This window comes from Aeromonas sp. ASNIH4 (assembly GCF_002934425.1).
GTDB lineage: Bacteria > Pseudomonadota > Gammaproteobacteria > Enterobacterales > Aeromonadaceae > Aeromonas > Aeromonas hydrophila.
In genome coordinates, this window is record NZ_CP026217.1 from 5,065,998 (window position 1) to 5,085,696 (window position 19,699).

16 protein-coding genes are annotated in these 19,699 nt (G+C 63.9%); 7 read left to right on the plus strand and 9 right to left on the minus strand.

All coding sequences use genetic code 11. From position 1 onward, the window contains the following. Nucleotides 1–55: 55 nt before the first annotated feature. Complete coding sequence (locus C2U40_RS23765; RefSeq protein ID WP_181014874.1) at nucleotides 56–1,165, minus strand: YeeE/YedE thiosulfate transporter family protein; 1,110 nt, start codon at nucleotides 1,163–1,165, stop codon at nucleotides 56–58. 126 nt (nucleotides 1,166–1,291) lie between these two features. After that, nucleotides 1,292–2,914 (minus strand): methyl-accepting chemotaxis protein, encoded by a 1,623-nt coding sequence (locus C2U40_RS23770; protein ID WP_181014875.1) that lies wholly within the window; start codon nucleotides 2,912–2,914, stop codon nucleotides 1,292–1,294. A 1,228-nt stretch (nucleotides 2,915–4,142) separates the two neighbouring features. On the opposite strand from C2U40_RS23770, the gene mgtA reads away from it, so the two are divergent. Next, on the plus strand, nucleotides 4,143–6,905 hold the full coding sequence (gene mgtA / locus C2U40_RS23775; protein ID WP_103828389.1) for a magnesium-translocating P-type ATPase: 2,763 nt from the start codon (nucleotides 4,143–4,145) through the stop codon (nucleotides 6,903–6,905). A 99-nt stretch (nucleotides 6,906–7,004) separates the two neighbouring features. Here the strand turns inward: mgtA and C2U40_RS23780 are convergent, their stop codons facing one another. The 6 genes from C2U40_RS23780 to C2U40_RS23805 all read right to left on the minus strand — a co-directional run bounded on the left by C2U40_RS23780 (nucleotide 7,005) and on the right by C2U40_RS23805 (nucleotide 12,245). Then, nucleotides 7,005–7,652, minus strand: coding sequence for a LysE family translocator (locus C2U40_RS23780; protein ID WP_181014876.1), 648 nt, complete (start codon nucleotides 7,650–7,652; stop codon nucleotides 7,005–7,007). A 79-nt stretch (nucleotides 7,653–7,731) separates the two neighbouring features. Next, nucleotides 7,732–8,550 carry an AraC family transcriptional regulator gene (locus C2U40_RS23785; protein WP_103828391.1) on the minus strand — a complete coding sequence of 273 codons (819 nt, stop codon included), beginning with the start codon at nucleotides 8,548–8,550 and terminating at the stop codon, nucleotides 7,732–7,734. A 67-nt stretch (nucleotides 8,551–8,617) separates the two neighbouring features. Next, nucleotides 8,618–9,520: an EamA family transporter RarD gene (gene rarD, locus C2U40_RS23790; protein ID WP_011704249.1), complete on the minus strand. Its 903-nt coding sequence runs from the start codon at nucleotides 9,518–9,520 to the stop codon at nucleotides 8,618–8,620. Nucleotides 9,521–9,645: 125 nt separating this feature from the next. Next, on the minus strand, nucleotides 9,646–9,819 hold the full coding sequence (locus tag C2U40_RS26615) for a hypothetical protein (RefSeq protein ID WP_016349064.1): 174 nt from the start codon (nucleotides 9,817–9,819) through the stop codon (nucleotides 9,646–9,648). Nucleotides 9,820–9,944: 125 nt separating this feature from the next. Beyond that, nucleotides 9,945–11,441, minus strand: coding sequence for an aldehyde dehydrogenase (locus C2U40_RS23800; RefSeq protein WP_103828392.1), 1,497 nt, complete (start codon nucleotides 11,439–11,441; stop codon nucleotides 9,945–9,947). Between the two features lie 261 nt (nucleotides 11,442–11,702). Next, nucleotides 11,703–12,245, minus strand: a complete 543-nt coding sequence (locus C2U40_RS23805; protein WP_011704252.1) for a cupin domain-containing protein — start codon at nucleotides 12,243–12,245, stop codon at nucleotides 11,703–11,705. Between the two features lie 185 nt (nucleotides 12,246–12,430). Between C2U40_RS23805 and C2U40_RS23810 the strand changes: the two genes are divergently transcribed. The 6 genes from C2U40_RS23810 (at nucleotide 12,431) to C2U40_RS23835 (ending at nucleotide 19,020) form a co-directional block, all read left to right on the plus strand. Next, nucleotides 12,431–13,762: an aspartate aminotransferase family protein gene (locus tag C2U40_RS23810; protein ID WP_103828393.1), complete on the plus strand. Its 1,332-nt coding sequence runs from the start codon at nucleotides 12,431–12,433 to the stop codon at nucleotides 13,760–13,762. Between the two features lie 98 nt (nucleotides 13,763–13,860). Continuing rightward, nucleotides 13,861–15,357: a CoA-acylating methylmalonate-semialdehyde dehydrogenase gene (locus C2U40_RS23815; protein WP_011704254.1), complete on the plus strand. Its 1,497-nt coding sequence runs from the start codon at nucleotides 13,861–13,863 to the stop codon at nucleotides 15,355–15,357. Between the two features lie 84 nt (nucleotides 15,358–15,441). Next, nucleotides 15,442–16,197 (plus strand): glutamine amidotransferase-related protein, encoded by a 756-nt coding sequence (locus C2U40_RS23820; RefSeq protein ID WP_103828394.1) that lies wholly within the window; start codon nucleotides 15,442–15,444, stop codon nucleotides 16,195–16,197. Then, nucleotides 16,194–17,309, plus strand: coding sequence for an alanine dehydrogenase (ald, locus tag C2U40_RS23825; protein ID WP_017410574.1), 1,116 nt, complete (start codon nucleotides 16,194–16,196; stop codon nucleotides 17,307–17,309). The genes C2U40_RS23820 and ald overlap by 4 nt, the downstream gene beginning before the upstream one ends. Before the next feature lie 119 nt (nucleotides 17,310–17,428). After that, nucleotides 17,429–18,268, plus strand: coding sequence for a PfkB family carbohydrate kinase (locus C2U40_RS23830; protein WP_103828395.1), 840 nt, complete (start codon nucleotides 17,429–17,431; stop codon nucleotides 18,266–18,268). Between the two features lie 299 nt (nucleotides 18,269–18,567). Further along, nucleotides 18,568–19,020: an Rrf2 family transcriptional regulator gene (locus tag C2U40_RS23835; RefSeq protein ID WP_011704258.1), complete on the plus strand. Its 453-nt coding sequence runs from the start codon at nucleotides 18,568–18,570 to the stop codon at nucleotides 19,018–19,020. A gap of 58 nt (nucleotides 19,021–19,078) precedes the next feature. Here C2U40_RS23835 and C2U40_RS23840 read toward each other — a convergent pair whose 3' ends face one another. Beyond that, nucleotides 19,079–19,591 carry a ferredoxin-type protein NapF gene (locus C2U40_RS23840; RefSeq protein WP_011704259.1) on the minus strand — a complete coding sequence of 171 codons (513 nt, stop codon included), beginning with the start codon at nucleotides 19,589–19,591 and terminating at the stop codon, nucleotides 19,079–19,081. Nucleotides 19,592–19,699 lie beyond the last annotated feature (108 nt).

Here is a 19,699-nt window from a genome sequence, read left to right on the forward strand (position 1 = left end):
CTTGCCAATAAACAACGGGGGCTTGGCCCCCGTTGTTGTTTCGATGGCTCGCGGCTCAGAGCTTGAACAGCGGGCGCAGGCGGATGCCGATCAGGCTGCCGGCGAGGGCCATCAGCATCCAGACCCAGCCGTGCAGGCTGCCGGAGGCGGTGCCGTCGAAGAAACCGCCGAGGTTGCAGGCGCTGTACATGGCGCCCATCCCCATCAGCAGGCCGCCGATGATGGAGGCCAGACTGTTGCCGAGCCGCATCGGGGCGAAGGTGCCGCCACCGCTGATGCAGCGCGCCAGCATGGCCCCCAGAATGCCAAGCCAGAACATGCCGACCATGGGGTTGATGAACAGCGGCTGGGCCAGCTTGGGGTTGCCCTCGAACAGACCGAACAGGGAGGCGCCGCGCAGCGCCATGTCATAGACGGCGCCGGTGATGGTCCAGGCCGAACCGTGCAGGGCGACGACGCTGGAGTTGAGTGTGGCGATGATGATGCCGCCTGTCAGCACGGTGAAGCGGCCGTCGCGCCAGAACAGGTTGCTACCGCTGAAGAGGGGCTTGAGCTCGCCGGTACGCTTGAGTTCGCTCTTGCGAAACAGCAGGAACAGCGCGGCGACCAGCGCCAGGTTGAGCAGCATGCCGCTCCAGATATTGCCGGTCAAATCCTTGGCCAGCACAACATGGCTGGTGAAGGTGGCCTCCAGTTCGGGGCGGAACTGGTTGCTGATCAGGGTGCCGATGCCGTAACAGAGCAGCACCAGCCAGAAGCGGGGTTGCCCCTCGCCGCAGCAGTAAAGAGTGCCGGTGGCGCAGACGCCCGCCAGCTGCATGCCGATGCCGAACAGGAAGGCGCCGACGATGAAGGGAATGCCGATGGCCATCACGTTGCCCACCATGGCATCGCCAAACAGGGCGTGGCTAAAGGAGAGGAAGCAGGTGAACAGCAGAATCTCGATGGCGATGGTGAGCAGGTGAACCCGCACGTAGTAGCTGTTGCGCTTGGTCAGCATCTCGCGCCAACCGAACACGATGCCGAAGCGGCTGAAGGAGAGGGTGAAGCCGAAGCCGAATCCGATCAGGGCCATCAGAGCCCATTTCATACCAAAGGTGTTGCCGAGCCAGAGTAACGCTCCCCCCGCGATTGCCACGATGGGGAGCGACCATTTTCGATTCATGCCTGTTGATCCTTATAGCTGGATGAAGAATTGGGAGTGCGGATCCTATTCCCTCATTGAGTCCAAGGCTATCGATTTAACCCTGCTGGGCGCGAATGGGGGCAGGACAGACCCTGCCCCCGGAGATCAGTGGCGGGGTGGTGGCGCGAGGTGAAAGTGCTGGGTCTGGCGGGTCAGTGCCTGGGAGTTAGTCGCTACCGTATCGGCTTCGCTCGCCGCATGGCGGGCGCTGTCGTTGACCTTGGCCGCAAGGCGGGACATCTCGCCGACGTTGCTGTTGATGGCCTGGAGCAGGCTCTTCTCCTGCTCCAGCAGGGCCCCGACCTGATCGATCCGTTGGCAGATATCGCCACAGCTCTGCTCAATGCTGGTGATGCTCTGCTTGGCGTCGGCCACGTGCTCAACCGTCTTGCTGACTCTGGCCAGCTCGGTGTCCATCTCGTTGACGGCCCGCTGGCTGGTATCCTGGATCTGGCCGATGATGCTGGTGATCTCCGTCGTGGCCTCGCCGGTGCGGCTGGCAAGGGAGCGTACCTCGTCGGCCACGACCGCAAAGCCGCGCCCCTGTTCGCCGGCCCGGGCCGCCTCGATGGCGGCGTTGAGCGCCAGCAGGTTGGTCTGTTCGGCGATGCCGTGAATGGCCCCCGCCAGGCCGGAGATCTGCTGGGACAGGCCGGCCAGGTCGCCGATGGTGCCGGAGACCCGCTTCACCCCATCGGCCTGGGCACGGATCACCTGTTCCACCTCCTGAATGACCAGCCGGGTGGCATTGGCGTGGGCCTCGGAGCCCGAGGTCATGCCGGTGACCTGCTGCAGCTGGGCGTCGCTTTGCTGGATCAGGGCCTGCAGCTGTTCAAGCACCTCCTCCACCTGATGGGCTGCATCCACCTGGGTCAGGCTGTCGTCCACATGCTGGCGGGAGAGGTTGCTCAAGCCGGTGGCCTGCTGATGCAGCGTCCCCGCACTCTGTTGCAGAGAGGCGACCAGAGTGGAGAGTTGATCCCGCATCCGGCCGATGCGCTGGATCAGATCGCCGATGGCATCGTCGCCGGGAGGCGGCATGGGGCTGTCGAGGGCACCCTCTGCGATGGCAGCGGTCGCCTTGCCGGCGGCCAGCAGCCGTTGCTGGGTAGGGCGGCCCAGCCAGAAGACCAGGGCGCAGCCGGTCAGTGCGGCGACGAGCAGTAGCCAGTAGCACATCCGGGTGGTGCTACTGAGCTGTGCCAGCTGCTCGGCGGCATACTGGTTGCCACGGCTGACGGTGGCATCGACTCCGAGCCGGTGGGCCAGATACAGGGGGCGCAGCTGGGTGGCGATGGCCGCTGCCTGCTCAAACCGTCCCTCCTTGATGGCTGGAATGAACTGGCCATCGAGCAGTTGCCAGAAGCGCTCACCCTGGGTGCGCTGTTCCCCCAGCAGGCTCTGCTTGAGCTGGTCGTCGAGTGTGCTCTCCTGCCAGAAGTGATTACGGTCGTTGAACTCCTGCTCCAGGCGGGCGAGCGATTGCAGCAACCCCTCCCGCTCGCTCGCCGCGGCATGCAGCAGGGTATAGACCTGCAGTTGCGCCTCGATGAGGTAGAGCGGGGGCGGCAGTATGTCCGCGACGACATCCTTGCCTTCGCCCATCTTGTCCGCTGCGCTCTTCACCGAGTCGAGGCCAAAGAAGCTGATGGATATCAGGATGATGAAGATCAATATGCCCAGCGCCTGGCTGAACAGCAGCGAACGATCATGGATTGCCTTGAACATGTAACCCCCATATGAATCCGGCACATGGATAGCATAGCCCCATCCCGTATAAAGGCCTGCCGCGCTGGCCATATTGCGGCGGGCGTTGCTGTCAGTGGGGACTGACGGAGCGATCGACATCACGGCCGGTCGGTTGAGCCATTCTCAAATGGGCGTTGAGAAGCGTTCGCGAAAAAATAGGAGAATGGCAATTCATGGCTGGTGATTTATTAAAATATGAATTTATATTTTGCGCCGCCAAATATTTCTGGGTAGAATCTTGGTGTGTTATCAACAGATGGAAGGATATTATGGAAAGCGACAGTTGTAGCCGATTGCACAGCGCGATGTGGGCTAATCAGAACTGAGGTTGATATCCCTTCTTCTCCCTCACTCTGATCGCTCAGAGTGTGGCATCTAGCGAGTCATCCCGACTCTTGCAACCCAGTCCCGCCGGGACCTGCGTTGCTCCCCGGATTGTTCCACTCCCTCTGCGAGCCATGCCGCCTCGCGCCCCAGCAATTGCACGCCTTGCCACGTACGCCCTTTGTCATGGGCCCGGGGCTGCCCGTTGCGCCCGCTCACCGGATCTTTGGCGAGCAGGGACAAACAGGCCGGCGTGAAATAACAGGATGGACAGCTCGTATTGAAAACAATGTGGTTTTCGATAGGATGCGCTGCGAATTTAAATAATGAAGGTCTCTTCTTTATATATTTTGAAATATGCGCTGGCTATTTCTCAATATATTCATGGGGTGCGGTTGATTGCTCATGTGACCGGACCATGAACCCTCCTCATTATTATTCGGCCATCATGCCGTTATTGTTGCCTGTGGTTATCCTGATCTCCTTTATCGGTCCTGGCCGCCCCGTTGCGGCCCTTGCCTCCTGTCGATAACGCCGCCGCGCGGATCTGCCCGCCGGCGATGACCTGCCGTGCCCTCGATATGCCGGGGCCGGCTTGCTGCCGCTCAACTCGGAGGAACCGTCATGACCGAAGAGCCCAAACCTAGACCCTCGGGGTCCACGCCTACCCACTCCTGATCCCCTGCGGGGAACGGGATGCGGTGTCCTGACCCCTGATCCGACCCGAGCATGCCGGTGTGGTCGCGCAGACTGCTGTCTGCGGGCCCCCAGTGTGCGGCGGCTATTTGCCCGCTGCCGGGTCCATTGCATTTCACTTCAGTACTGACGCCAGGCCCGGCCCGCGACAGGGCCCGCTTGCGCGTAGAAATCAGGATAACGAGTCATGAAACAACAACATACCGCCAGCCGGCACAAGCAGCAGGGGTTCGTTGCCCCGGCCAGTGCCAGGGAGAAGCTCTCCTCCCGGGTGCTCGATGAGGCCGACAAGTCCCTCGAGTACACCCTCACCGCCGTGCGCGGCAACATCGATGGCCTCACCGCGACCGAGGCCGCCAACCGCCTGATCCAGTTTGGTCCCAACGAGGTGACCCACGACAAGCCGCCCCATGCGCTGATCCAGCTGCTGCAGGCGTTCAAGAACCCCTTCGTGATGGTGCTGATCGTGCTCGGGCTGGTCAGCTATGTGATGGACGTGCTGATGGCCGAGCCGGGCGACGAGGACTGGGTCAAGGTGATCATCCTCGGCGTCATGGTGGGCCTGAGCGGTCTGCTGCGCTTCTGGCAGGAGTACCGCTCCGCCAAGGCGGCCGAAGCGCTCAAGTCGCTGGTACGTAACACCGCCACCGTGCAGCGCCGCCCTTCGCCCGGGGTCGCCCCCCAGCGCAAGGAGGTGGCGATGACCGAGCTGGTGGCCGGTGACATAGTGCACCTGCAGGCGGGGGACATGATCCCGGCTGACATCAAGCTGATCGAATCCCGCGATCTCTTCATCAGCCAGGCGGTGCTGACCGGCGAAGCGCTGCCGGTGGAGAAGTACGACACCCTGGGTGCCGTGGCCGGCAAGTCGGCGGACGGCGCCGGTGCAGGGGAGGCTGGGTTGCTCGATCTGCCCAACATCTGCTTCATGGGCACCAATGTGGTGAGCGGTACCGCCCGCGCCGTGGTGGTGGCCACCGGCAGCGACACCTATTTCGGTTCGCTGGCCCGCAACGTGGTGAGCCACAAGCGCATCGAGACCAGCTTCGATCGCGGCGTGAACAGCGTCACCAAGCTGCTTATCCGCTTCATGCTGGTGATGGTGCCCATCGTCTTCATGCTGAGCGGCGTCAGCAGCGGTGACTGGATGTCGGCGCTCACCTTCGCGCTGGCGGTGGCGGTGGGGCTCACCCCCGAGATGCTGCCGATGATCGTCTCCGCTAACCTGGCGCGCGGTGCGGTGGCCATGGCCAAGCGCAAGGTGGTGGTGAAGCGGCTCAACTCGGTGCAGAACTTCGGCGCCATGGACGTGCTCTGCACCGACAAGACCGGCACCCTGACCCAGGACAAGATCATCCTCGAGCACCACTACGACGTGCGTGGCCAGCGGGACGACCGGATCCTGCAGCTGGCCTGGCTCAACAGCTTTCACCAGAGCGGCATGAAGAACCTGATGGACATCGCGGTGGTCGAGCACGCCGATGCGCTGGGGGAGAGCTGCAAGCCGGCCAATTACAGTAAGGTGGACGAGCTGCCGTTCGACTTCGTGCGCCGGCGCCTGTCGGTGATTGTGCAGGATGATCTGGGCCAGCAGCTGATGGTCTCCAAGGGGGCGGTGGAAGAGATGCTGGCCGTCTCCAGCCAGATCGCCGATGGCCAGGAGGTGCGGGAGCTGACCGACGCCGATCGCCGCGCCCTGCTGCGCCAGAGCGAGGAATTCAACGCCGAGGGCTATCGGGTGCTGATCGTGGCGACCCGCGAGATCCCGGCTACCGAGTGCAAGCAGAGCTATCGCACCAACGACGAGGTCAAGCTGGTGGTGCGCGGCTTCCTCACCTTCTTTGATCCGCCCAAGGATTCGGCCGCACCGGCCATCCGCGCCCTCAATGAGTACGGCGTAGCGGTCAAGGTGCTGACCGGCGACAACCCCATCATCACCAGCAAGGTGTGTCGCGATGTGGGGCTGGAGCCCGGCGTGCCGCTGCTTGGCAAGGATATCGAGGTGATGGACGACGTGGCGCTGTGCACAGTCGTCAAGCACACCACCATCTTCGCCAAGCTCACCCCGCTGCAGAAGTCGCGGGTGGTGAAGGCGCTGCAGGCCAACGGCAACACTGTGGGTTTCCTCGGCGACGGCATCAACGATGCGCCGGCGCTACGGGATGCGGACGTGGGGATCTCGGTGGACAGCGGTGCCGACATCGCCAAAGAGACCGCCGACATCATCCTGCTGGAGAAGAGCCTGATGGTGCTGGAAGAGGGGGTGATCAAGGGGCGCGAGACCTTTGGCAACATCTTGAAGTACCTCAACATGACCGCCAGCTCCAACTTCGGCAACGTCTTCTCGGTGCTGGTGGCCTCCGCCTGGCTGCCCTGGGCGCCCATGCTGGCGATGCAGATGCTGATCCAGAACCTGGTGTACGACGTTTCCCAGATGTTGCTGCCGTGGGACAAGATGGACCCCGAGTTCCTCAAGCGGCCGCGCAAGTGGGAGGCGAGCAACATCAAGCGCTTCATGCTGTGGCTCGGCCCGACCTCGTCGGTGTTCGATATCAGCACCTACTGCCTGATGTGGTTCGTGTTCGGTGCCGGTGCCCTCTATGCCACCGCCAACGGCAGCATGGATCCGCTGGTCAACGGTCAGGCCATCATGAACTCCGGCTGGTTCATCGAGGGGTTGGTGTCGCAGACCCTGGTGGTGCACATGCTGCGTACTCGCAAGATCCCCTTCCTGCAGAGTACCGCCACCCTGCCGGTGCTGCTCTCCACCTCGATCGCCATCGCCATCGGCTGCTACCAGCCGTTCTCGCCGCTGGCCGAGCACTTCGGCTTCATCACCCTGGATGGGCCCAAGTACTTCATGTGGCTGGTGATCACCATGCTGGCCTACATGGGGCTGACTCAGACCGTCAAGAGCATCTACATCAAGCGCCACGGCCAGTGGTTCTGATGAAGGGCTAGTGAGAGGGTCGGTTACCCGGCCAGGAACAATGAACGCAAAGAGGGATGGCCTGGGCCATCCCTCTTTTTCATGGCTGGCACACGGGGGTCAGTGCGGGACCAGGGCGTAGGCCTCGCCAGCCATGCCGGTCAGGATGGAGAGGCTGACCGCGCCAAACAGCAGGCCGGTGACCAGATTGAGCGGACGCTGCACGCGGCCGAGCAGGCGCTGGGCCCGCACGGTGGAGAGGCTCCAGGCCAGCACGCCGAACCAGACCAGGGAAAGCAGGAACAGCTCCAGCACCAGCAGGCCACGGGTCAGGCCGTCTACCTGCGGCGTCACCATGGCGGCCAGCAGCCCCATGAAGAACAGCAGTGCCTTGGGGTTGAGCAGGTTGGTGGCAATGCCGCGCTGCACCCCCTTGCGCCAGCCCTGCGCCTCGCCGCCGGCGTGCAGGGCGAGCTCGGCCGAGCTGCGCCAGGCCGCCTTGAGCGCCCCCCAGCCGAGCCAGCCCAGATAGAGGGCGCCGACCACCTTCACCGTCATGAACAGCCAGGGGTGTTCGGCAATCAGCAGGCTGATGCCGGTGAGACTGAGGGTGGCGTGCACCACAATCGCCAAGGCGATGCCCAGCGCAGCCCCGAGGGCGGTGGGCCTGTGCAGGCTGGTGCGCAGGATCAGCGCGAAGTCTGGGCCCGGGCTCGCCAGAGCGATGAGATGGATGAGACCTATGGTCAGAAACAGGCTGGTGAACATGGAAACCTCTGCGACAGTATCGAGTTCACAGCATGGCGGATTGCGGGGTCGCCGGATTGTAAAAGATTGCAGTGCGGAGTTAGTCGATGCGCCCGCTGGCGGCCAGCATCTGCTGGCGAAAATCGGCAGGAGTGAGGCCGAACGCCTGGCGAAAGCCGTGGTGGAAGTGGCTCTGATCGAAGAAACCGACCGCCAGCGCCACCTCGCTCACCGGCAGGCCGCTGCCGAGCAGGCGCTTGCTCTGCTCGAGCCGCAACCGCTTGAGCCAGGCATAGGGGGTCATGCCGGTCTTTTTCTTGAACTGGCGCAGAAAGGCGAAGCGATCCAGCCCGAACAGGGCGGCCAGATCCTCCAGGCTGTGGCGTTCATCCAGCCGGGCCAGCAGATGGTCGCGCAGGAACCTGAGCTGAGGGTCGGCCAGGGCGTGGCGCTCGGGGGCGATGTGCAGCAGCTCGCCGAGCAGGGCCAGCAGCTGGCTCTCCGCCAGCAGGCCGTCTGGGCTGGGATTGTCCAGGTACATGTGCAGCCGGGCGAAGCCCTGATAGAGGTCGGGGCGGCTCTGCAGCCCCTTGTCGAAGAAGGGCTCCGGGCTGTCCGGCAGCCAGCGGGCCAGCTGTTCGGGGGCGATGGCGAACACCCGCACCTCGTACCCTTCCGGCCGCAGGCTGAGGCCGTCGTGCATCTCGTCCGGGTTGACGGTGGAGAGCTCGCCGCGCACCAGGTGGTGGCTGCTGCCCTTGTGGATGAATTTCTGGCCGCCCTGCTGCACCAGACCTATGTGGTAGTCCAGGTGCACATGGCGGCCATAGCTGAACTCCCTGTGGTGGGAGTGGGAGAGTTCAACCCCCGGCAGCAGCCGGGATTGCCAGTAGTGGATGCGGGATTGGGGTGTGCTCATCGGCTATTGATAACCTGAAACCCATGGGTGGGCTTGTAGATTATTGCAGCGTCAGGCGAGCGTCCCGTCAAGCCTGCTCCGCAGCCTGCCGGCGCTTGCCGCTGCGCAGCCCGTCCAGACTGAACAGCACCAGCGCGCTCCAGATAAAGGCGAAGGTGATCATCTTGTCCAGCGCCAGCGCCTCGCCATAGAGGGTGACCGCCAGGATGAACATCAGGCTCGGCCCTATGTACTGGAAGAAGCCCAGGGTGGAGAGCTTGAGCCGGGTGGCGGCGGCGGTGAAGCAGAGCAGGGGCGCCGTGGTGACCGCACCGGCGGCGATCAGCAGCAAGTTGAGGTGCCAGTCATTCTGGGTGAGATGGCTGGTGGGGCTGTCGGCAAAGCCCCACAGATAGATGGCGGCGGGCGGCAGCATGATCAGGGTCTCGATCAAGAGGCCGGTCAGCGCATCGAGGGCCAGCTTCTTGCGGATCAGGCCGTAGATGGCGAAGCTCGAGGCCAGTACCAGCGCGATCCAGGGCAGGGAGCCGAAGGCGATGATCTGGATGGCGACACCGATCGCCGCCAGCCCGACCGCCCACCACTGCAGCCGGCGCAGCTTCTCGCTCAGGAACAGCATGCCGAGCAGCACGTTGAACAGCGGGTTGATGTAGTAGCCGAGGCTGGCATCCAGCATGTGGCCGTTGTTGATGGCCCAGATGAACAGCAGCCAGTTGCCGCCGACCGTGATGGAGGTAAAGGCCAGGGTGAGCAGCACTTTCGGCTGGCGCAGCACCGCCTGTACCTTGTGCCACTGGCGGCCAAGCAGGGTCAGCACCATCAGCAGGGCGCACGACCAGATCATCCGGTGGGTCAGGATCTCGGCGGCCGGCACGGCGGCAATGGTCTTGAAGTAGATGGGCGCCAGGCCCCAAAGGGTATAGGCGCACAAGGCGTAGATGACGCCCTGGCGCTGAACGTGTTGCTGCATGCGGATAACCTTCACTGGAGAGTTGGATGCGGGAAAACATCGCAAAAAATCAGTGTAGCGATCCTTTTACGGGGAAAGAAGCGAATAAATGGTGATCAGCGGATTTTAACGGCGTACTGCCCGGCTCAGCGGCCTCCGCCGCGGCGGATCTTGTCCACGTCCAGCAGCAGCCACAGCATGAGTGCGATGGCGGAGATCCACGGACCCCAGGTCACGTAGGCCTCGCCGTGTCCCAGCATGTAGAACAGTAGCGGCAGTCCTATCACCAGAAACAGTACACTTCCCAGAAAAAATAACATTTTTATCTTTATATTTAAGGGCTTGTCTATTTGATGATTATATCGATTGAGGCCGGCGATGAAAGGGCAAAAATGAAAAAGGGGGATTTCTCCCCCCAATTCGCAGATAAGCGTCATTTCTGATGCTATTCGAGCTGGATCCAGGTGCTTTTCAGCTCGGTGTACTTCTCCAGCGCATGCAGTGACTTGTCGCGGCCGTTGCCGGACTGCTTGAAGCCGCCGAACGGCATGGTCATGTCGCCGCCATCCCAGTTGTTGACGAACACGGTGCCGGCACGCAGGGCGCGGGAGCCTTTCACCGCCTTGTTGAGATCCGCCGTCCAGATCGCGGCGGCCAGGCCGTAATCGGTGTTGTTGCCGAGCGCAATGGCCTCTTCCAGCGTGTCGAAGCCGGTTACTGCCAGCACCGGGCCGAAGATCTCCTCGCGGAAGATGCGCATCTCGGGGGTCACTTCGTCGAAGATGGTGGGCTCGATGTAGAAGCCGCCGCTCTCGGTATTGGTGCGCTTGCCCCCCAGCAGCAGCTTGGCGCCCTCCTGCTGGCCGATGGCGATGTAGTTGAGCACCTGCTCCATCTGGATGTGGTCCACCATGGCGCCGATGCGGGTGGCAGGGTCGAGCGGGTTGGCCGAGATCCATTCGCGGGCATGGGCCAGCAGCCGGTCCATGAACTGCGGTTTGATGCTGTTTTGCACCAGCAGGCGGGAGGCGGCGGTGCACACCTCGCCCTGGTTGTAGAAGATGGCGCCAGCGGCGCTTTTGGCGGCGGCGTCCAGGTCAGGTGCGTCCGCCAGTATGATGTTGGGGCTCTTGCCGCCGCACTCCATAAAGGCGCGCTTGAGGTTCGACTTGCCGGAGCACTGCACCAGATACTTGCCGATCTTGGTGGAGCCGGTGAAGGTGATGCAGTCCACGTCCATGTGCATGGCCAGCGCCTCGCCCACGGTATGGCCAAAGCCGGGCAGCACGTTGAACACGCCGTCGGGGATGCCTGCCTCCTTGGCCAGACCTGCGATGCGCAGGGCGGTGAGCGGGGATTTCTCGGAGGGTTTCAGGATCACCGAGTTGCCGGTGGCGAGCGCCGGCCCCAGCTTCCAGCAGGCCATCACCAGCGGGAAGTTCCACGGCACGATGGCGGCGACCACTCCCAGCGGTTCGCGGGTTACCAGTGCCAGGGCGGACTCCTCGACCGGCGCGACCTGATCGTAAATCTTGTCGATGGCTTCGGCGTTCCAGGCGATGCAGTTGGCGGCGGCGGGGGCGTCATAGCCCATGGCGTCGCCGATGGGCTTGCCCATGTCGAGCGACTCCAGCAGCGCCAGCTCCACCTTGTTGAGCCGCATCAGTTCGGCGAAGCGCTGCAGGATCTGCTTGCGCTGCTTGGGCGGCAGACCGCTCCAGCGTTTGTCGTCGAAGGCGGCGCGGGCAGCCTGCACCGCCAGTTCGGCATCGGCGGCGTCGCAGGCGGCGACCTTGGTCAGTAGCTTGCCGTTGGCCGGGTTGATGCAGTCGAAGGTGGCGCCGTTGATGGCGTCCCGGTAGCTGCCGTCGATGAAGGCTTGCGAGGGCAGGGTCAGGTGGGAGGCCTTGTGTTGCCACTGGGCCAGGGTCAGGTCACTCATGTTCACTCCTTGAACCGGCAAAAAGTCAGTTTCCGCGTATCAATATGCTAAACATCTTGCCGCTTGTAAATCCATCTTGTAACAATTCGTTAAACACTTTGCCGATTTGGCCTCATCCGGAATCCGTCCCGGCGAGGCTATCCGGCGGGGCAAACCGTACCGCAAGCGCGGGCCATCGGCGCCTGCCGAAGCGGAGGCCGGCACGAAGAGGTTGGTCGCTGTGCTGGGTCCGCCAAGGGGCGGGATCTCCCCTCTCATGGCTTAGAAGCTGGCGGGGGTGTTGGCCGAGATCAGCACGCATTCGTGCTCATCCACATTGCGGAAACGGTGCGGGGTGCGGCTGTCGAAGTAGTAGCCGTCTCCCGGCGTCAGCAGGTAGACCTGCTCGCCGACGGTGACCTCCACCTGGCCCTGGATGACGATGCCGCACTCTTCGCCTTCGTGGCTCAGCATGTCGTCACCGGTGTCGGCGCCCGGTGGGAGTATCTCCTGCATCATGCCGATGGCACGGTTGGCGCGGCTGTGGCCCACCAGGCGGTAGCTGATGGGGTGGGTGCCGAGATCCGGCATGTCGGCGGCGCGGAAGATCACCTCGGAGTCCATCTCCGTCTCATCGGTGAAGAAGGTGGCCAGCGACATGGGAATGCCTTCCAGCACCTTGCGTAGAGAAGCGACCGAGGGGCTCACCTGATTTTTCTCGATCTGGGAGATAAAGCCGTTGGTCACACCGGAGCGTTTCGCCAGCTCGCGCTGGGAGAGGGCCGCCTTGGTGCGAACCGCCTTGAGGCGGTGACCGATATCCATCGATAGACACTCCTTGACTGTTTACTATTATTAAATTTGTGTTAAATATCTTATACCACCCCGCTCAGAGCAGCTAGCCGGGTGATACCATATGGGGCAATTTTGAGCCCTTTTTTAAGATTTCAGGTGTTTAATTTAATAGGCATTGGCCGATAGTTACTAAACACCTTAAGGATGAGGTGACCATGAAACCGATCAGCGACATCAATACTCCCTCCGACATGTCCGCTTTCTGGATGCCGTTCACCGCCAACCAGCAGTTCAAGGCGGCGCCGCGCATCCTGAAGTCGGCAGAGGGGATGTATTATCACTCAGAGGATGGCCGCAAGATACTGGATGGCACTGCCGGGCTCTGGTGTTGCAACGCGGGTCATGGTCGGCGCGAGATTGCCGAGGCGGTTTCCCAGCAGATTTCCCACCTCGATTTTGCCCCCACCTTCCAGATGGGGCACCCCCTGCCGTTCGAGCTGGCCAACCGGCTGGTGGAGATCGCCCCCAAGGGGCTTGGCCACGTCTTCTATACCAACTCCGGTTCGGAATCGGTGGATACCGCGCTCAAGATCGCGCTGGCCTGGCAGCGGGCGCGCGGCCAGGGCACCCGTACCCGGCTGATCGGCCGTGAGCGCGGTTACCACGGGGTCGGCTTCGGCGGCATCTCGGTGGGGGGCATTCCCGGCAATCGCAAGTGGTTCGGCTCCCTGCTGACCGGGGTGGATCACCTGCCCCACACCCTCAACATCGCCAAGAATGCCTTCACCAAGGGGCTGCCCGAGGAGGATGTGGCGCTGGCCGACGAGCTGGAGAAGATAGTCTTCCTGCACGATGCCAGCAACATAGCGGCGGTGATTGTCGAACCCATCGCCGGCAGTACCGGCGTGCTGATGCCACCCAAAGGCTACCTCAAGCGGCTGCGGGAGATCTGCACCAAACACGGCATCCTGCTGATCTTCGACGAAGTGATCACCGGTTTTGGCCGCCTCGGTGCCCCCTTCGCCGCCCAGGAGTTCGACGTCATCCCCGACATGATCACCTGTGCCAAGGGGCTGACCAACGGCGCCATCCCCATGGGAGCCGTGCTGGTGAGCAACGCCATCTATGACGACATGATGGCGGCCGGCAAGGGAGCCATCGAGCTGTTCCACGGCTACACCTACTCCGGCCATCCGGTGGCCGCCGCCGCGGGCCTCGCGACCCTCGAGATCTATCGCAACGAGAACCTGCTGAGCCGCGCCGCCGATCTGGCGGGCTACTGGGAGGAGGCTACCCATTCGCTGAAGGGCTGCAAGCACGTGAAGGATGTGCGCAACTACGGGCTGGTGGCGGGCATCGAGCTCGAATCCATGCCGGATGCACCGGGCAAGCGCGCCTACGAGGTGTTCGTGCGCTGCTTCGAGAAGGGTCTGCTTATCCGCGTCACCGGCGACATCATCGCCCTGTCGCCGCCCCTCATCATCGAGCGCAGCCAGATCGACGATCTCTTCACCCTGCTGCAGGACGCCCTGCAGGCCCAGGACTGACTTTTAACCGGTTGATGGCGCCCGTCGCGGCGCCACTTGCCCGTGCCTGCTCCCCGGGGCGGCGCGGGCAGGCACGCATTACCCATCACGGAGGATTTATGACATACAGGGTCAGCAACTTCATCGACGGCGAGACGACCGAGAGCCGCAGCGAGCGCTTCGGGGCCATCTTCAATCCCGCCACCGGCCAGCAGCAGGGTCAGGTGGTGCTCAGCACCGCCGCCGAGTGCCAGGATGCCATCGCCAGCGCCGAGCGCGCCCTGGCTGACTGGGCGCAGACTCCGCCGCTGGTACGGGCCCGGGTGCTGTTTCGCTTCAAGGAGTTGATGGAGCAGCACAGAGACGATTTGGCCCGGCTGATCAGTCGCGAGCACGGCAAGGTGTTTTCAGACGCCCAGGGCGAGCTGACCCGCGGTCTGGAGGTGGTGGAGTTTGCCTGCGGCATTCCCCATCTGCTCAAGGGGGAGCACTCCCTCAACGTGGGCCGCGGGGTCGACAGCCACTCCATGATGCAGCCGGTGGGGGTCTGCGCCGGCATCACTCCGTTCAACTTCCCGGCCATGGTGCCGTTGTGGATGTTCCCGGTGGCCATCGCCTGCGGCAACACCTTCATCCTCAAGCCCTCCGAGAAGGATCCCTCCCTCTCCCTGCGCATGGCCGAGCTGCTCAAGCAGGCCGGCCTGCCGGACGGGGTGCTGAACGTGGTCAACGGCGACAAGGAGGTGGTGGACGTGCTGCTGACCGACCCGCGGGTCGGTGCCGTGTCGTTCGTCGGCTCCACTCCCATCGCCCAGTACATCTATGCCACCGCCTCGGCCCACGGCAAGCGGGTACAGGCGCTGGGCGGTGCCAAGAACCACATGCTGGTGATGCCGGATGCGGATCTTGAGCTGGCGGTCTCCGCCCTGATGGGGGCGGCCTACGGTGCGGCCGGCGAGCGCTGCATGGCCATTTCGGTGGCCGTGGTGGTGGGGGATGAGACGGCCGATGCGCTGGTGGCCAGGCTGTCGCCGCTGGTGGCGGCGCTGCGGGTGGGCCCGGGGCTGGGCCAGAGCCCGGAGAACGAGATGGGGCCGCTCATCAGCCGCGAGCACCTGGCCAAGGTGCGCGGCTATGTGGATCAGGGGGTGGCCGAGGGGGCCGAGCTGGTGGTGGACGGCCGGGGCCTGAGCCACGGGGAGGGGTACTTCATCGGCGGCAGCCTGTTCGACCGGGTCGGCCCCGAGATGCGCATCTACCGGGAGGAGATCTTCGGCCCTGTGTTGGCCATCGTGCGGGCGCCGGACTACGAGACGGCGCTCAGGCTCATCAACGAACACGAGTACGGCAACGGCACCGCCATCTTCACCTGTGACGGCGACACCGCGCGGGACTTCACCGCCCGCGTGCAGGTCGGTATGGTAGGGGTGAACGTTCCCATCCCGGTGCCCATGGCGTTTCACAGCTTTGGTGGCTGGAAGCGGTCCATCTTCGGGCCGCTCAACATGCACGGGCCGGATGGGGTGCGCTTCTATACCCGGATGAAGACGGTGACTGCCCGCTGGCCCCAGAGCCTGCGGGCGGGCGCGGAGTTCTCCATGCCGACCATGAAGTAATCAACCATGCAGCAGCTAGCCCGGACATGGCCCGGTGGCAGGAATCCACCTTCGTTCGCCGCTATCACTGTGAAGGAGTAACAGATGCGACTGGGAATTCTCGATTGTGACCGGCTGGACCCCGACTTGGTGGGGGATTTCGGCCCCGTTTACTCCGAGATGTTTATCAAGGGCTTCCGGGCACTGGCCCCCGGGCTGGAGTTTCGGGTCTGGTCGGCGCTCGATGGCGAGCTGCCGGCCGATCTGCACGAGTGCGATGCCTGGCTCATCACCGGCTCGCGCCACGATGCCTACAGCGACATCCACTGGATCCGGGCGCTGCGCGACTGGATCCGGCGTGCCCACGATGCCGACGTCAAGCTGGCCGGGGTCTGCTTCGGCCACCAGGTGATCGCCCAGGCGCTGGGGGGCGAGGTGATGAAGTCCACCAAAGGCTGGGGGCTGGGGGTATCGGTCCATCCCATGCTGGCGCGGCAACCCTGGATGGAGCCTGGGCTCGAGACCATCCGGATCCTGGCCAGCCACCAGGATCAGGTGGAGCAGCTGCCACCGGGGGCCACCCGGCTGGCGGGCAATGATTTTTGTCCCAATTTCATGTTTTTGCAGGGTGACCACATAGTGGCCATCCAGGGACATCCGGAATTCTCGGTGGAATACAACCGGGCGCTGATCGAGCGGCGGCGGGATCTGCTGCCGGACGATCGTTACCAGCGCAGCCTCTCCTCGCTGGAGGGAGAGGTGGATTCGGCCACCATGATGCAGTGGTTGTTGCAATTTTTGGGCATCCTGCCCGGCGCCGACACGGCCGCCGGCGGGATCACAGCAGGAGAGCGAGCATGATTATTGGCGTACCCAAGGAAATCAAAAACCATGAATACCGGGTCGGCATGACTCCCGCCGGAGTGCAGGAGCTGACGGCCCGGGGACACAAGGTGCTGGTGCAGCAGCAGGGAGGCGAGGCGATCGGGCTGTCCGACGCCGAGTACCAGGCAGCCGGTGCCGAACTGGTGGCCAGCGCGGCGGAGATCTTCGCCCGGGCCGAGATGATAGTGAAGGTGAAGGAGCCCCAGCCGGAGGAGTGTGAACTGCTCAGGCCGGGTCAGCTGCTGTTCACCTATCTGCACCTGGCGCCGGATCCGGTGCAGACCCAGCTGCTGGTGCACTCGGGGGCGGTGGCCATCGCCTACGAGACGGTGACCGACGAGCGCGGCGGCCTGCCGCTGCTGGCGCCCATGTCCGAGGTGGCGGGGCGGATGGCGATCCAGGCCGGTGCCCACAGCCTGGAGAAGGCGCAGGGAGGCAACGGCACCCTGCTGGGCGGAGTGCCTGCGGTGGCGCCCGCCAAGGTGGTGGTGCTGGGCGGCGGGGTGGTCGGCGTCAACTCGGCGCGCATGGCGCTGGGACTGGGGGCCGACGTCACCATCCTGGATCGCTCCCTGCCGCGACTGCGGGAGCTGGACAGCCTGTACGGCCCGGCCCTCAAGACCCTCTACTCCACCCGCACCAACATAGAGGCGTGCATCGCCCAGGCCGATCTGGTGATCGGTGCCGTGCTGATCCCGGGGGCGGCGGCGCCCAAGCTGCTGACCCGCGACATGCTCAAGCTGATGCGCAAGGGCTCGGTGCTGGTGGACGTGGCCATCGATCAGGGCGGCTGTTTCGAGACCTCCCACCCGACCACCCACGAGGAGCCCACCTACGTGGTGGACGGCATCATCCACTACTGCGTGGCCAACATGCCGGGCGGGGTGGCGCGCACCTCCACCTTCGCGCTGACCAACGCCACCCTGCCGTTCGTGCTGGCGCTGGCGGACAAGGGCTACGCCCGGGCGCTGCAGGACGATCGTCACCTGCGGGCCGGTCTGAACGTGTTCAAGGGCAAGATCACCCAGGCGGCGGTGGCGCAGGCGCTCGGCTACGAGTACGTCAGCGCCGAGTCGGTACTGGGCTGACGCAGCCGTCGCGCGCTCGCTCGGCAAACGTCGAGCGGGCTCACAAACCCCGCGATTTCAGGGAGGGCCGTCACGGCCCTTTCTCATATACTGGGCTCCCCTGTCAGTGAGGTCTCTTCATGTCCCGCATTCTGCTGCTCGCCAATCTCAACTGTGATCACGTGCTCTCCCTCTCTGAACCCCTGGTGGCTGGTGCCCGTCTGCAATACCTGGATCAGGGCCGCCGGCTCGGCGGCGGTGCCGCCAACACCGGCATCGGGCTGGTGTGGGCCGGCCACGAGGTGACCATCGCCTCGCGCATCGGGCTGGACGAAACCGGCGACTGGCTGCTGGAGCAGGCGGCGAGCTACGGCCTGGATTGCAGCCATGTGGAGCGCTTTGGCGGTGAGACCGGCGAGCTGCTGATCCTGGTGGACTCCACCGGCGAGCGCACCATCCTCAGGCGGCCACGGCGCCCGGATCTGCCCGGGGACCTGCCGAGCGAGGGGGTGGACTGCCTCTATGTGAATTACCCGGGCACCGCCATCATCGGCTACATGCGCCAGATGCTCGGCAAGAGCTTCGTGGTGGCCCAGTATCCCAAGGGCGGCCAGGCGCGTCGCCCCTGCCACGTGCTGGTGGCTTCCCGCTCCGATCTCGGCGAGGTGGACGACCCCTGGCAGCATGCCCGCCAGATCGCCGGCGAGCAGCTGGCCTGGCTGGTGCTGACCGAAGGCAAGGCGGGGGCGGTGGCCATTCACGGTGAGGAGCAGATCCGGGTGGCGGCGCGGCCGGTGTCGGTGGTGGACACCACGGGGGCGGGGGATGCCTTCGCCGGCGGCCTGATCCACGGGCTGGCACGGGGCATGGCGATCCGGGATGCGCTGCAGTGCGCGGTGGACTGGGGTGCCTTCGCGGTCGCCTCCGAGAGTTCCATCCCCTCCAGCGCCCTGAAAAACTGGCTCAGGCAGCCGCACTGAGCCGCCATGAACTGTTGCCGATGAGGTCGCCTTGTACGGGCCGAGGCGGAGGGGAAAACCGGCGAATTTAACCGCCATAACCCCCCAAAACCTTGGACTAACCCTGCAAGTTTGCGATCAATCAAAGAAAGTGTCGATTTATGTGCATCTTCATCGACACCCGCCTGAGCTGCTCTTAACCTTGTCATTCCACGACTCAGATTAAGATGCGGACCTTGCGCGGGCGCAAGCGCTTCCCCGCCTCTTAGCTTTAGGTTGTCGTCCTGATTTCTGACTTGTAGTAAGAGGCAAGTGCGACCATGCAACTGACACGATTTACCGACTATGCCCTGCGTACCCTGACTTTTCTGGCGGTCCAGCCGGGAGATCGCCTGTCGACCATCACCGAGGTGGCCGATACCTTTGCCATCTCCCGCAACCACGTGGTCAAGATAGTGCATCAGCTCGGTATCAAGGGGTACATAGAGACGGTGCGTGGCAAGCATGGCGGCATCCGCCTCGGCCGCTCCGCCGTCTCCATCAACCTGCGCGACGTGGTGATGGACATGGAGCACGTGCTCTGCCCGGTGGACTGCAAGCGCGAGAACTGCCGCCTCTCCGGTGGCTGCCGTATTCAGGGTATTCTGCGCCGCGCCATGAACGCCTTCCTCGAGGTGCTGGGGGAGTACACCCTGGCCGATGCGGTGCGCGATCCGACCCGGCTCTGCCACCTGCTCGGCATCGAACAGGATTCGATTCTGGCCATGGCATAAGCCAGGCAAGCATGACAAAGGGGCCCACGGGCCCCTTTGTCATCTCCGGGATTTGGGCTCAGAGCTGGGGGATCAGGGTGATGGCGCCGTGCAGGCAGGCGAGACCGCAGGCGCCGCAGCCGTCGCAGGCCGCCATGTTGATGCTGACACCGTCGGCGGTGGCCTTGATCGCTTGCTGGGGGCAGGCATCTTCGCACAGCAGGCAGTAGAAGCCCTGCCGGGCCTGGCAGCTGGCCTCGATCCGCACCCGGGTCTGCACCTGGCGGCCCAGCTGCAGGTCGAGGGCGCCGGTCGGACAGGCTCTGGCGCAGCTGCCGCAATAGCTGCACTGGCCGCAGGCGAGATCCAGCACGGGCGTGCCGGCGATGGGGGTGTCATCGTATTCGGGCTGGTTGGCCGGTTTGAGCAGGCCGTTGGGACAGGCCTTGAAGCATTCACCGCAGCGGGAGCAGAGAGAGAGGAATTGGGACTCTTCGATGGCCCAGGGGGGACGCGCTTCGTGACAAACCACCTCCGGTTTGCGAGAGCCCCCCAATGCTTGCGTCAGCCAGCGACAGAAAAAATGAGTCATGCTCACCCCTGATACCTATTAGGGGTTAATTTTATCCAAGTTTCCCTTCGCAAGCCAGAGAATAGCGCCGGCCAGGATCGCAAGCCGGGTTGCCCTTGTGTAAGCTAG